9 protein-coding genes are annotated in these 13,571 nt (G+C 63.7%); 6 read left to right on the top strand and 3 right to left on the bottom strand.

Going from position 1 to position 13,571, the window contains the following annotated elements:
* Positions 1-107: 107 nt before the first annotated feature.
* Both FXB41_RS26870 and FXB41_RS26875 read left to right on the top strand, forming a co-directional pair.
* Positions 108-1,307, top strand: coding sequence for a pyridoxal-phosphate-dependent aminotransferase family protein (locus FXB41_RS26870; protein WP_219683883.1), 1,200 nt, complete (start codon positions 108-110; stop codon positions 1,305-1,307).
* 44 nt (positions 1,308-1,351) lie between these two features.
* Entirely contained in the window at positions 1,352-2,149 is a 798-nt protein-coding gene (locus FXB41_RS26875; RefSeq protein ID WP_027519069.1) for an enoyl-CoA hydratase/isomerase family protein, read from the top strand.
* A gap of 244 nt (positions 2,150-2,393) precedes the next feature.
* On the opposite strand, the gene FXB41_RS26880 is transcribed toward FXB41_RS26875, so the two are convergent.
* A complete protein-coding gene (locus tag FXB41_RS26880) occupies positions 2,394-5,846 on the bottom strand; it encodes an autotransporter outer membrane beta-barrel domain-containing protein (protein WP_246649224.1) in 3,453 nt (1,150 codons plus the stop codon).
* A 519-nt stretch (positions 5,847-6,365) separates the two neighbouring features.
* On the opposite strand from FXB41_RS26880, the gene FXB41_RS26885 reads away from it, so the two are divergent.
* From FXB41_RS26885 to FXB41_RS26895, 3 genes are all read left to right on the top strand, one after another.
* Positions 6,366-7,340 (top strand): Bug family tripartite tricarboxylate transporter substrate binding protein, encoded by a 975-nt coding sequence (locus tag FXB41_RS26885; protein WP_219683884.1) that lies wholly within the window; start codon positions 6,366-6,368, stop codon positions 7,338-7,340.
* A 177-nt stretch (positions 7,341-7,517) separates the two neighbouring features.
* Positions 7,518-8,060 (top strand): tripartite tricarboxylate transporter TctB family protein, encoded by a 543-nt coding sequence (locus tag FXB41_RS26890; protein WP_219683885.1) that lies wholly within the window; start codon positions 7,518-7,520, stop codon positions 8,058-8,060.
* An 11-nt stretch (positions 8,061-8,071) separates the two neighbouring features.
* A complete protein-coding gene (locus tag FXB41_RS26895; protein WP_219683886.1) occupies positions 8,072-9,592 on the top strand; it encodes a tripartite tricarboxylate transporter permease in 1,521 nt (506 codons plus the stop codon).
* Between the two features lie 822 nt (positions 9,593-10,414).
* On the opposite strand, the gene FXB41_RS26900 is transcribed toward FXB41_RS26895, so the two are convergent.
* Positions 10,415-11,608, bottom strand: coding sequence for a CaiB/BaiF CoA transferase family protein (locus FXB41_RS26900; protein WP_219683887.1), 1,194 nt, complete (start codon positions 11,606-11,608; stop codon positions 10,415-10,417).
* Between the two features lie 133 nt (positions 11,609-11,741).
* The gene (locus FXB41_RS26905; RefSeq protein WP_219683888.1) at positions 11,742-12,056 is read right to left on the bottom strand and encodes a hypothetical protein; all 315 of its coding nucleotides are present in this window, start codon (positions 12,054-12,056) and stop codon (positions 11,742-11,744) included.
* Positions 12,057-12,255: 199 nt separating this feature from the next.
* Between FXB41_RS26905 and FXB41_RS26910 the strand changes: the two genes are divergently transcribed.
* A partial coding sequence (locus FXB41_RS26910) for a M10 family metallopeptidase (protein WP_219683889.1) occupies positions 12,256-13,571 on the top strand: 1,316 nt, incomplete at its 3' end.

Raw genomic sequence — 13,571 nt, forward strand, 5'->3', positions numbered from 1 at the left:
TATTCGAGCGGCTTGCGCACCCCTTGAGGCCAAAGGGCTCGAAGTCAAGTTGAGCTCAAAGCCAAGACAGACGCAAAAGACAGACTCAAAGACCGGGAAGGACGCCGATGACCGTGCACACTGGAAGGCATTTTCTCCAGATTCCAGGACCGACCAACGTGCCCGACCGGGTGCTGCGGGCGATGGACATGCCGACGCTGGATCATCGCGGTCCGGAGTTCGCCGAGCTCGGTTTCGCCGTCCTCGCCGGCATGCAGCGGGTGTTCCGCACCAAGCAGCCCGTGATCATCTTCCCCTCGTCCGGCACCGGCGCCTGGGAAGCTGCAATGGTCAACGTGCTCGCGCCCGGCGACAAGGTCCTGATGTGCGAGACCGGCCAGTTTGCCGTGCTGTGGCGCGGTATCGCCGACAAGTTCAAGCTCGACGTCGACTTCATCCCGAGCGACTGGCGCCATGGTGCCGATCTCGCCGAGATCGAGAAGCGCCTTGCCGCCGACAAGCAGCACACCATCAAGGCGGTCTGCGTCGTCCACAACGAGACCTCGACCGGCTGCGTGACGCCGCCGCTCGAGGTGCGCAAGCTGCTCGACCGGGTCAAGCATCCAGCGCTGCTGATGGTCGACACCATCTCCGGCCTCGGCTCGATCGAGTATGAGCACGATGCCTGGGGCATCGACGTCTCGGTCGCCGGCTCGCAGAAGGGCCTGATGCTGCCGCCGGGCCTCGGCTTCAACGCCGTCTCGGAGAAGGCGCTCGCGGTGGCCAAGGCCAACCCCGGCATGCGCTCCTATTGGGACTGGCAGGAGGTCATCGGCTTCAACGAGCTCGGCACCTTCCCCTATACGCCGGCCACCAACTTGCTCTACGGCCTGCGCGAGGCGATCAAGATGCTGGAAGAGGAGGGGCTCGAGAACGTCTGGACCCGCCACAAGCGCCACAGCGCGGCGACCCGTGCCGCGATCAAGGTCTGGGGCCTGGAGACGCAGTGCGCCGATCCTGCCGCACATTCGCCGGCGCTGACCGGCGTGCGCGTGCCTGATGGCCACGATGCCGACGCCTTCCGCAAGGTGGTGCTGGAAAACTTCGACATGTCGCTCGGCACCGGCCTGAACAAGGTCAAGGGCAAGGTGTTCCGCATCGGCCATATCGGCCATTTCAATGATCTGATGCTGATGGGCACGCTCGCCGGCGTCGAGATGGGCCTCGATCTTGCAAAGATCCCGCACCGGAGCGGCGGCGTGTTGGCGGCCATGGACGTCCTGAAGGGACGCGACGCGGTGCCGATGACCAAGGCCCAGGTGGCCTGAAGGCCCAGGTTGCCTGAGCCAACTTCGAGAAAAGAGAGCGCGCGATGAACGCACCGACGACCGCCAATGAAGACCTGCTCTACTCCGTCACGGACGGCATCGCGCGGATCACCTTCAACCGCCCGCAGGCGCGCAACGCATTGACCTTCGCCATGTACGAGCGCATGGCGGAGATCTGCCAGGAGATCAACGCCGACCGCTCGATCAAGGCGCTGATCCTGACCGGCGCCGGCGACAAGGCGTTTGCCTCCGGCACCGACATTTCTCAATTCCGTGCGTTCAAAACCGCGCAGGATGCGCTCGACTATGAGGCCCGCATCGACCGCGTGCTCGGCACGCTGGAGCAGTGCCGCGTGCCCGTGATCGCAGCGATCGCGGGGGCATGCACCGGCGGCGGCGCCGGAATTGCGGCGTGCTGCGACCTCCGCATCGGGACTGAAACAACGCGCATCGGGTTTCCGATCGCGCGCACGCTCGGCAACTGCCTTTCGATGTCGAACATCAGCCGCGTCGTCTCGCTGGTCGGCCCCGCCCGCACCAAGGATCTGATCTTCAAGGCGCGCCTCGTCGAGGCGCCGGAAGCACTGGCGCTCGGCCTCCTCAACGAAATCGTTCCCGATGTCGAGACGCTGCAGCGCCGCGCCGACGAGACCGCCAGGCTCGTGGCAAGCCACGCCCCGCTGACGCTTGAAGCGACCAAGGAGGCAGTGCGCCGCATCCGCCGCACGCTGTCGCGCGAAGAGGGCGAGGATCTGATCCTCAAGGCCTATATGAGCGAAGATTTCCGTGAGGGAATGGACGCTTTCCTCAACAAGCGCACGCCGAACTGGAAGGGCAAGTAGCGCGCGTCCTCTGCCGGTTGCGCCGTGCAACTATTCAAGTGGTTCCGCCTGTCGGAACCACAATTGCGCGCTTCTCCCTTTAGGCGAAGCAGGCATGCTGTTCTTGTTCGTCGACCACGACGTACTGGTGCCGCAGACCACGGCATTGAATGATGCGGCCAGCGGCCGCGTCAGGGTGATTTTGGGCGTCTCCGGCCAATGGCAGGCGGGAAGTAGGGCGGCCTCGTCAACTCACGACGTCGGCTCACCAAGCATATTTGAACACGCCCTTGCCGGAATAGCTGGTGACGTTGCCCGAGAACTCGCCGTCGAAGGTGCCGGCGATCGAGAAGCCGCTCAGCCATTTCATCTCGGCGCTGGCGCTGACGAGCGCGGAGTCGGCGTCGACCCGGGCGCCGTTCACGATGAAGCTGGTGCCCGGCAGGGTCTGGAACAGCGCGGTGACGGCGCGGCCCGGATTGTAGTCGTGCGCCCAGGCGGCGCGACCGCGCAGCGTCAGCACGCCGTTCTGCATCGCGTACGATTTGTCGGTGCGCAGGCCGAGCTCGGAGCGGGTGTCGGTCAGCGATTGCGAGGCATAGTTCAACGCGAACAGTCCGCCACCATTGAGGCTGACTTCGGAGTAGTTGGGCAGGTTGACGTTCGTCACCTGCGCCGCCGCATAGGGGGTGAGGCCGATCATCGGCGTCGCGAAGCGGTAGCCGCCTTCGAAGCGGGCCGAGAAGGTGTCGGCCTTGAAGCGGCCCTGCAGCTGGTCGAAGCCGCCGGGCGCCACGGCGCGGTTGGTGGTGACGTCGTGCCAGCCATAGGCGAGCGCCGCGGAGATATATGCCGGTCCGAAATTATGCCGGCCGTAGACGCCGGCCTGGAACAGGTCTGCCGAGCCCGAACCCATCGCATTGGCGAGCGAGTAGCTCAGTCCACCGCCGCCGAGCGCAAAGCCCACCAGCGTGTCCACCGAAACCCTGTAGTCGGCGCCGGCCGCGCCGCCCCAGACCCGCGCGGTCAGGTCTTGCGAGCCGATTGGCGCATTGCCGCCGACTTGTGCCGAACCGCCATAGCCGGCAGTCCAGAGGCTCCAGCGGCTGGCCGGCTGCGAGGCAAGTAGCGGCGCCTTGGTCGCCATCGCATAAGCCTCGCGCTCGCGCGCGTTGGCCGGGCGCATGGACGCATAGGCGGTCGCATCGTCGCTCTCGGCGAATTGCGCCACGCTGCCCGCCTTGGCGAAACCGCCCGAGCGGCCGATGACCGTCGGGTCGAGCATCAGATTGAGGAACTGCCCGTCGGCATTGATCGCGGACTGGATAATGCCGGTGCCGAGTTCGCCCGAGGCCGTGGTCAGTCCGGCCGGCGTCAGCGCAGCGAAGGCTGCCGGAATGCCGCCGGTCGAGTTGAAGAAGCCGGTCAGCGTGTTTGCAACGTTTTGCTGGTTGACGGTGAGGCCGCCCCCGCTCGGCGCGAAGTTGACGTCGATGTTGAGGAACACATTGTTGGTGCCGTAGCTCAGCGACGCGTTGATCGTCGGTATGTTGGAGAGGACGGCTGGGTTGAAGGGGGTGCCGCCGAAACCGCCGGTCGCCGACAGGATCGTGTACTGCTTCTTGATCGTGCCCGAGCCGAACATCGCGCTCACCGTCGCGTTGCCGAGCGTGGCCGCGCCGTTGACATTGGCGAGGCTGGCATTGCCGGAGGAGACCTGCACGAGATAGGTCGAGGCCGCCGTGAAGCTGAGGGGGCCGTTGATCGTGAGTGGCGCGAACGAATTCGTGCTGCTGCCGGGCGCGAGCGTGCCACCATTGACGGTGACATTGCCGACGAGGCCCTGGCCGGGCAGCGTACCGCCGCCGGCGAGTGTGCCGCCGGCATTGACAGCGATCGGGCTCAGGATCGAGCCGTCCACGATGAGTTTGCCGCCGCTGATGGTGGTGGCGCCGGTATAGGTGTTGGCGCCGGACAGCGTCTGCGTGCCGCCGGTCAGCGTCAAGCCACCACCAGCGCCGCCGTCGTCGATGACGCCCGCAAAATTGCCGATGCCGTTGGTGATCGTCAGCGTGTTGGCGCCGATGTTGACGTTACCTGAACCCGCCAGCGACTTGATCGAGGTGCCGGCGCTCAGGGCCGAGATGTCGAAGAAGCCGTTGGCGATAACATTGCTCGAGGCCGCGATGCTGCCGTCGCTGCCGCCGAAATTGATGAGATCGAGCTCGCCGCCGCTCGCGACGGTCGTGGTGCCGGTATAGGTGTTGGTGCCGTAGAGCTGCTGGGTCGCGGCATTGGCGATCACGACGTTGCCACCGGTGCCGCCCGCAATGCCGCCATCCTGAATGACGCCGCCGAAGAAGCTGCCACTGGTGATCGTCAGTGTCTTCGATCCAAGTGCGACGATGCCGCCAGCGGTCAACGAGAACAGAGCGTTCACCGACGTGCCGGAGGTTATTTGCGAGATGTCGAACGTGCCGCCTGCGCCTGGCGTGAAGGTCACGCTCGCCGAGTTCGCGATCGATCCGCTGCCTTTCAGCGCCAACGTCGCGCCGGCATCGATCTGCGTGGCATTGGCGTAAGTGTTCACACCGGAGAGGGTCTGCGTTCCGCCAGCGACGTCGAATCCACCGGTGCCCTGGATCACGCCCGCGAACTCGGTCGAGCCGTTGGTGATGAACAGCCCGTTGCCGCCCATGTTGACGACGCCGCTCGAGCCGCCGGCGAGCGTCGTGATCGCGGCGGATGACGGGGTTATTGCCGAGATATCGAACGTCGCGTTCACCGTGACGACGCTGGAGCTCGCGATGCTGCCGAAGCCGGAGATCGCAAGCGTCCCTGCCGAGATCGTCGTCGCGCCGGTGTAGCTGTTGAGGCCGGTCAGCGTCAGCGTGCCGGTGCCGACCTTGGTCAGTCCGCCGCCGGTGCCGGAGATCACGCCGTCGACCTGGGTCGAGGTGTTGAGGCTGCCTGTGGTGAGGGTCTTGGCGCCGAGCACGTAATTGCCGGCGCCTTCGATCGAGCCCGCGGTCATCCCGCCGCTGGTCAGGCCGGAAATATCGACCGTGCCTCCGGCATTGTTAACGAAACGCGCGCTGCCGCCCGTGCTGGAGCCGTCGAAGTTCACCGTTCCGTCGTTGGCGATGGTCGAAGTGGCGGCGGTCGTGGTGTTGTGGAAGTTCAGCGTCGCCGAAGCGAGGTTGTTGATCGTGGCGCTGCCGGCCGAAGCGCTGGTGAAGAAATCGATCTGGCCGCCGGCGTCGTTCGTGATGATGACGGCTCCCGCCCCGACACCGCCGCGCGCGGTGCTGCCGTTCTGGAACACCAGATTGTTGCCGGAGGTGACTTCGAAATTCTGCGTCGTCCCGGAATTGTTGACAATGCCTGCCGCGTTGACGGTGAACGGCTTGCCGATCGTGATGGAGTAGGCCTGGGCGATGCTCGTGAACTGGACGGTGCCAATGACGACGACACCGTTATTGTTGTCGACCGCTGTGCTTCCGGTGTTGGTGAACGTTGCGGTCCCGTCCGGCACGACCGGGCTGGTTGACCAGTTCGCGCCATTCGTCCAGTCGCTGGTGCCGCCGGCCCAGGTGCCGTCGACGGCATGCGCGGCGACGACGCCGAGCGCAGTGGTCGCCAACAGGGTCGCCAAGGAGTGGCGCACGACGGATCGCAGCCCGTATCCGATCCGCCCGCCTGCCATCGGTTCGGCCATCTAATCTTCTCAAATCAGCAATGAATTATCGCGAGCATGCAACCCGGGCACGTACTGATGCCCGATACCCTGTGACATGATCTCATGGCGCCGCAACAGCCTGCAATGAACGGCTATCCATTCGCGCCGGGTTCTGGCCTGTTCCGCTTTGCATTTTCAGCCATCGTGGCCAATAGGCAACATATCCATGTCGCTCCCCATGCGCTCACGCGGGGGAAGCTGCCGGTGAAGCGGTGCGCCATATCCGCTGCCCGCGGTCGCGCGCGAGGATGGCGAGGACCTGATCCTCAAAGTCCATATAAGCGAAGATTTCCGCGAGGGAATGGACGCCTTCCTCAACTAGCGCACGCTGAACTGGAAGGGCAAGTAGCGAATCTCCGGCTTGGCTTCATCAGTCGAAAGTCAGTGACAGCGGATGCCTGTGTGCTTGAACTCGCCCGCATTAGTCCGCACAATGCATCGATAAATTCCTGGCAAACAAAGCCAACAATCCAGGGGACGAAACTCGTGCGAATCCTAATGAAAGCTGTTGGCGTCGCAGCAGTGCTATCGTTGAGCGCGCCGGCCTTGGCTGGGTGGGAGCCGACCAAACCGGTCGAGATCGTGGTGGCGGCAGGCGCGGGCGGCGCCTCCGACCAGATGGCGCGGATGATGCAAGCCGCCATCCAGAAGAACAATCTGATGAAGCAGCCGATCGTGGTCTCGCTCAAGGGCGGAGCTTCCGGCGCCGAAGCGCTGATGTACATGAAATCCAGCGAGGGCGACCCCAACAAAGTGCTGATCGCCTATTCGCTGATCTACATGTTGCCGCTGTCGGCAAAGATCCCGTTCAACTGGCGTGAGCTGACCCCGGTTTCGGTGATCGCGCTCGACCAATTCGTGCTGTGGGACAACAGCGCGGGTCCCAAGACGGTGAAGGAGTTCGTCGCCGCGGCGAAGGCGGCGAGCGCGCCGTTCAAGATGGGCGGCACCGGCTCGAAGCGCGAGGATCACGTGCTGACCGTGTTCCTCGAGCAGAAGACTGGCGCGAAATTCTCCTATTTGCCCTACAAGTCCGGCGGCGAGGCCGCGACCCAACTCGTCGGCAACCACACCGAATCCAACGTCAACAATCCATCCGAAAATCTCGAGGTCTGGCGCGCGGGCCAGGTGCGTCCGCTCTGCGTGTTCGACAAGGAGCGAATCTCCTACACCAGCAAAGTGACGGAGACGCAGTCCTGGGCTGACATCCCCACCTGCAAGGAGGAGGGTGTCGATGTGCAGTATCTGATGCTGCGCGCGATGTTCCTGCCCGGCAAGGTCACCGCGGAACAGCAGGCGTTCTATGTCGAGCTGTTCCACAAGGTGACGCAGACCGCGGAATACAAGGACTACATGGAAAAGCAGGCACTGAAGCCGATCTTCCTGACCGGCAAGGACATGGTGCAATTCCTCGAGGAGGACGATGCAGTCAACAAGGCGCTGATGACGGAAGCTGGATTCGTCGCGAAGTGATTGCTTCACCTCGCCCCGCTTGCGGGGAGAGGTCGGATTGCATCGAAGATGCGGTCCGGGTGAGGGGGACTTTCCACGGGTCCAACTCTCACCGTCCCCGCCGATACTCCCCCTCAACCCTAACCCTCTCCCCGCAAGCGGGGCGAGAGGATCAGCCGCAGCGGTCGTTGTCAGCTCATGCCCCAAACCGATCTTGAAATCGTCGTCGACGATCCGACCGCGCCCGAAGACGACTCGCCCTCGCTCGTCTCCTCCGGCACGATCGAGATATTCGTCTGTCTCCTGTTGCTCGCGCTGGCCGCCACGCTCGGCTACGATAATTGGCGCACCGGCGCCTCCTGGGATTCGACCGGGCCGGAGCCCGGCTATTTCCCGTTCTATCTCTCCGTCGTTCTCGGTGGCGGCAGTCTCTACGGTTTGGTCAAGGCGCTGGTCGCGCACGGCGCGGCACCCGAAACCTTCGTCACGCGGGCGCAGGCCCGCCGCGTGATGGCGGTGTTCGTGCCGACGCTGCTGTTCTGCCTGGCGACGCAGTTTCTCGGCCTCTATGTCGCGAGCTTCCTGCTGATCGCGGGCTTCATGCGCCTCGTCGGCAAGATTGCGCTGTGGAAGTCGCTGCTCACCGCTGTCGTCTTCACGGCGATCATGTTCGTTACCTTCGACATCGCCTTCGACGTCATCATGCCGAAAGGGCCGCTCGAAGCGGCCTTCGGCTACTAGGCAGACCCGCGATGGAAGCTTTCGGTCTCTTGCTACACGGCTTCGCCGTCCTGCTGACGTGGAAGACGCTCGCGCTGATGATGGTCGGGCTGGTGCTCGGCATCTTCGTCGGCGTCTTGCCCGGGCTCGGCGGGCCCAACGGCGTTGCGATCCTGCTACCGCTCACCTTCACGATGGATCCGACCTCGGCGATCGTGATGCTGTCCTGCATCTACTGGGGCGCGCTGTTCGGCGGCGCGATCACCTCGATCCTGTTCAATATCCCCGGCGAAGCCTGGTCGGTCGCGACCACCTTCGACGGCTATCCGATGGCGCAGCAGGGCAGGGCGGCGGAGGCGCTGACCGCGGCGTTCACGTCGTCATTCATCGGCTCGCTGGTCGCGGTGCTCCTGATCACCTTCCTCGCCCCGATGATCTCGTCCTTTGCGTTGAAGTTCGGCCCGCCCGAGTTCTTCGCAGTGTATCTGCTGACCTTCTGCTCCTTCGTCGGGCTGGGGCGCGAGGCCAAGCACAAGACCGTCATCTCGATGTCGCTGGGGCTGTTGCTCGCCGGCATCGGCATGGACACGGTGTCAGGCAATCTGCGAATGACCTTCGGCTCGTCCGAGCTATTGCGCGGCATCAACTTCCTCGTCGCCGTCATCGGCCTGTTCGGCATCAGCGAGATCCTGCTGACAATGGAGGAGCGCCTCGCGTTGCGCGGACACGCCGCAAGCATTTCGCTGCGCGTCGTGCTGAGCGTTTGGAAGGACCTGCCGAAATACTGGGTGACGCTGCTGCGCTCCTCCTTCATCGGCTGCTGGCTTGGCATTACCCCGGGCGGCGCGATCGCAGCCTCTTTCATGGGCTACAATCTGGCCAAGCGTTTCTCCAAGGATCCCGAGAGCTTCGGCAAGGGCCGCATCGAGGGCGTGTTCGCGCCGGAGACGGCGGCGCATGCCTCCGGCACCGCGGCGCTGCTGCCGATGCTGGCGCTCGGCATTCCCGGCTCCGGAACCGCCGCGATCCTGCTCGGCGGGTTGATGGTGTGGGGGCTCAATCCGGGACCGTTGCTGTTCGTCGAGCACAAAGACTTCGTCTGGGGCCTGATCGCCTCGATGTATCTCGGCAATGTCGTCGGCCTCGTGCTGGTGCTGACGACGGTGCCGATCTTCGCCTCGATCCTGCGCGTGCCGTTCGCCGCGGTGGCGCCGATGATCGTGGTGTCATGCGCGATCGGCGCCTACGCGATCCAGAACGCGATGTTCGACATCTGGCTGATGCTCGGCTTCGGCGTCGTTGGCTACGTCTTCAAGAAGATCGGCATTCCGCTCGCGCCGTTCACGCTGGCGCTCGTGCTCGGCAACCGCGCCGAGGACGCCTTCCGTCTGTCGATGATCGGCGCCGGCGGCGATCTCAAGGTGTTCTGGTCGAACGGACTGGTCGGCTCGATCACGACGTTGGCGATCGTGCTCCTGTTTTGGCCTGTGATCGACGGTTTGCTCGCCCGTGTCGGATTGACGCGGACGCCACGCCCGCGTCGCTCCAATTGAGTAAATCTTCAGTCAGCAGATGGCCTTAATTTTCAATTCTGAACGCGAGAGTTCCCGCGCTGCAAGATCATTCGCCAGTGTGAGATCGGCCTACACCCTCTAATCTGACTGCTTCGAGCCGAGAACAGAAATCGTAGTCAGTTGTTCGCTCTAGGCTTTCGGCAATGATTTCCGCCAGATTTAATGTGCCAATACCGCGGTCGGACGAAACCAGTGCTCCGGTACGGCGGGAGCTTCAGACAAAGATAAGTAGGCACACTATTGTGTTCTCCATTGCGCAAATACTTCGCCGCAAGTGATAGAGTGGAATTCTCCGGCTTGCGAGCCACGGCGGGCCGAATTGAACGAGCGTAAACAGAGCGGCACGTCAGACAGGCCACATGGCCATAGGAAAATGAGAAGTCGACATGCCAATTCCTCACCGTAGCTTTGAAAGCGGACCGGCTTAGGTCGCCCCACCCAACGCTTTCGCTCGGCGCGCAGCTTATATAGGATAAAAACATCGCAGGAGGAGTCTCCACGAACGCACGGGTAGTTTCCCATGACTAAGAACGAGAAGAAATTCGCGGCTCATGCTTTGGCGGTCTTGGTCAGCCTTTTTGTTTCGTCATGCGTGAGCTCCCAGCAGACTTCCTCAGACAGGGCAGTTCGGACCAGCGCCCCGTGGGCTCGCGACCTCAATGAGCCACCGCCCGCCCGAGAGCCGGTGGTGCGCCCTTCTTCAGCTGATCTAGGGGCTTCGGGCGAAAAAGCTCCACGATAGCCCGCAGGTCGCCGGACCGACCCATTCAGTCTGCCATCCCTCTCGGCCTTGCATGAAGCTCACACAACCCTCGCGGCCTTGAGAGCGACGATTTCTTCTCGAGAAAAACCGAACTCGGTGAGAACCTCGTCGGTCTGCTCGCCGAATTCCGGCGGCCGCGCCACCATCCTGCTCGGCGTGCGCGACAGCGTCACGGGCTGGCCGACTAGACGGATGTCGCGACCCTCGTCATTCGGCACCTCCTGCGCGATGCCGAGATGCTTGACCTGCTCGTCTTCGAACATCTGGTCGATGGCGTAGATCGGCCCGCAGGGCACGCCGGCCTCGTTGAGTTCACGGACCCAGGTCTCGCTGGACTTCGTCAAGGTACGCTTCTCGATCTCGGCATTGAGCGCGTCGCGATTCTTGGAGCGGGCCGGCGCGGTCAGATAGTCGGGATGGCTGTAGAGTTCCGGCGCGCCGATCGCCTGCGCGCAGCGCTCCCAGATCCGGCCGCCCGTAGTGGCGATGTTGATGTAGCCGTCCAAGGTCTTGAACACGCCGGTCGGAATGCTGGTCGGGTGGTTGTTGCCGGCCTGCTTTGCCACTTCCTTCTCCATCAGCCAGCGTGCGGCCTGGAAGTCGAGCATGAAGATCTGGGCCTGCAGCAGCGAGGTCTGCACCCACTGGCCCTTGCCCGAGACCTCGCGCTCCAGCAGTGCGGTGAGGATGCCCATGGCGCAGAATAGACCGGCGGTGAGGTCGGCGACCGGAATGCCGACCCGCATCGGCCCTTCGCCCGGCGCGCCGGTGATCGACATCAACCCGCCCATGCCTTGCGCGATCTGATCGAAGCCCGGACGCTTGTGGTAGGGCCCGTCCTGGCCGAAGCCGGAGATACTGCCGTAGACGATGCGCGGATTGATCCTGGCGAGGCCCTCATAATCGATTCCGAGCTTCTTCTTCACGTCCGGGCGGAAATTCTCCACGACAACGTCGGCCTTGGCGGCGAGGCGCTTGAACACGGCGAGCCCGCGCTCGTCCTTGAGGTTCAGCGTCATCGCCCGCTTGTTGCGATGCAAGTTCTGGAAGTCGGAGCCCCGCCGCGGTCCGCCCGGCTGCTCGCCGCCGGCATCCTCGGTGAGCGCGTCGATCTTGATCACGTTGGCGCCCCAGTCCGCGAGCTGCCGCACGCAGGTGGGCCCGGACCGGACGCGGGTCAGATCGAGCACGGTGAAGCGTGACAGGGCTTCCGAGGCATGCGGAAAGGGCATCTTGATGGGCTCCGGGACTGATTGCGGGCCTACCATAGTGCCGAAAGACCGTGCAGCAAGACATCACGCGGCAGGTCAGGGCCGCGCCGATGCCGCCTGTCGAATGCAATGCCTGAGGGGCGCCCGCGAAGGATCAGCGCGCCAGCTGTTTCAGCTCGGCGCGTGCCCGCTCGGCCAGCGGGTCATCACCGTGGCGCGCAATGAACAGCTCGAACGCCTCCCGCGTTCCCAAGCGACGGGCCGATTCGTACTCCTCCGCGACCGCAGCGGAGGGGTCGCGGGCCAATGGAACGGAGGGGGCACGCCCCGCTGTGCCGCCTTCCTTGCCACTCTCATCCGCATTGGCTTTTCCGACCATGACAGGCAGTCCTCCGAAAGGCAGATGGCCCGGCCCGGCCAGCGCCATCAGGGCGCCGAACAGACCGGCCGAGAGGGAACGTCGTTTCATGATTTCACTCGCAACACGGCAACCAGCCGGAACCGGCATCCTTGTCCTGGCCCGTATGAATACGGGATTTGATGGCTAACACGGCGTTATGGAAGGAGTCCGGACCGGCTCGCCAAAATTAAACCAAACGTTTAACTCTCAAGCTAGAATCACCTGTCGCGCCCCGAATCGAACGGGGTTAGCTGCTTCGGAGATTCCCTTGGCCACCGCCGTCAACGTCAGTGCAACCAACAACGCCGAAATCGACGGCCTGCTGTCGGGCTACAAATGGTCCGGCACGATCACCTACAGCTTTCCGGACGCTGCAAGCGACTACGCCAGTCCCTACAGCGGCGGCAGCAGTGAGCCGACGACGTCGGGTTTTGCCTCGGCGCCGAGTCAGATGCAGACGGCGATCAATTACGCGATCGGACTGATCCTCGGCTACACCAACGCCAACATCCAGTACGCCGGGACGAACGGCGCCGACATCATGGTCGCGCAGTCGCCGGCCGCCAATCCGACATCCTACGCCTATTACCCCGGCAATTACGCGTCCGGCGGCGACGTGTGGTTCGGAACTGCCTACAATTATTCGCAGGCGGCGCTCGGCAACTACTATTTCACGACTGCGTTGCACGAGCTCGGACACGCCCTTGGCCTGAAGCACAGTCAGGAAGCCGGCGGCCCCGCCAATGTCGCGGTGCCGAGCGCGCATGACGACAGCGAATACACCGTCATGAGCTATCGCAGCTATGTCGGTGCTTCGACGACGACCGGCTACACCAACGAAGCCTTTGGGTATCCGCAGACCTATATGGCCAACGATATTCTCGCGCTGCAGACGATGTACGGCGCGAACTACACCACCCAGGGCGGGACCACCGTCTATACGTGGAGCCCGACCACCGGGCAGGAGTTCATCAACGGCGCTGGCCAGCCGGCCGACAATGGCGGTGTCGGTGGCTCGGCCAATCGCATCTACGAGACGATCTGGGACGGTGGCGGCGTCGATACCTACGACCTGTCGAACTACACGACGAACTTGAGCATCAACCTCAATCCAGGTGCGTCGTCCGTGTTCTCGTCGGTTCAACTCGCCAATCTCGGCAGCGGCCATTACGCGTCGGGCAACGTCTACAATGCCTATCTCTACAACAACGACGCGCGTTCCTACATCGACAACGCCATCGGCGGCTCCGGCAACGACACGATCATCGGCAATGCCATCGCCAACGCACTGAACGGCGGTTCCGGCAACGATACGCTGACCGGCGGCGGCGGCAACGACACCCTCACCGGCGGATCGGGCACCGATACGGCGGTGTATTCGGGCAACCGGGCGGACTACCTAATAGGGTATAATTTCGCGAGCCAGACATTCACACTGGCCGATCGGCGCTCCGGCTCGCCCGACGGCACTGATACCGTCACCAGCGTGGAGAGTTTCCAGTTTGCCGACGGTACGCTGTCAAGCGCCACGCTTATCAGCCAGCTCACGCCGGTCGTGATCGATTCGCAGGGCGCGACGAGCCT

Origin of the sequence: Bradyrhizobium canariense, from assembly GCF_019402665.1 — a bacterium.
In the GTDB taxonomy this organism is placed as follows: domain Bacteria; phylum Pseudomonadota; class Alphaproteobacteria; order Rhizobiales; family Xanthobacteraceae; genus Bradyrhizobium; species Bradyrhizobium canariense.

Excerpts from the sequence above, each read along its gene's own strand:
- FXB41_RS26895 (WP_219683886.1), top strand. The coding sequence starts at position 8,072 with ATGGAAGCTTTCGGTCTCTTGCTACACGGCTTCGCCGTCCTGCTGACG.
- FXB41_RS26875 (WP_027519069.1), top strand. The coding sequence starts at position 1,352 with ATGAACGCACCGACGACCGCCAATGAAGACCTGCTCTACTCCGTCACG.
- FXB41_RS26905 (WP_219683888.1), bottom strand. The coding sequence starts at position 12,056 with ATGAAACGACGTTCCCTCTCGGCCGGTCTGTTCGGCGCCCTGATGGCG.
- FXB41_RS26890 (WP_219683885.1), top strand. The coding sequence starts at position 7,518 with ATGCCCCAAACCGATCTTGAAATCGTCGTCGACGATCCGACCGCGCCC.
- FXB41_RS26880 (WP_246649224.1), bottom strand. The coding sequence starts at position 5,846 with ATGGCCGAACCGATGGCAGGCGGGCGGATCGGATACGGGCTGCGATCC.
- FXB41_RS26885 (WP_219683884.1), top strand. The coding sequence starts at position 6,366 with ATGAAAGCTGTTGGCGTCGCAGCAGTGCTATCGTTGAGCGCGCCGGCC.
- FXB41_RS26900 (WP_219683887.1), bottom strand. The coding sequence starts at position 11,608 with ATGCCCTTTCCGCATGCCTCGGAAGCCCTGTCACGCTTCACCGTGCTC.
- FXB41_RS26870 (WP_219683883.1), top strand. The coding sequence starts at position 108 with ATGACCGTGCACACTGGAAGGCATTTTCTCCAGATTCCAGGACCGACC.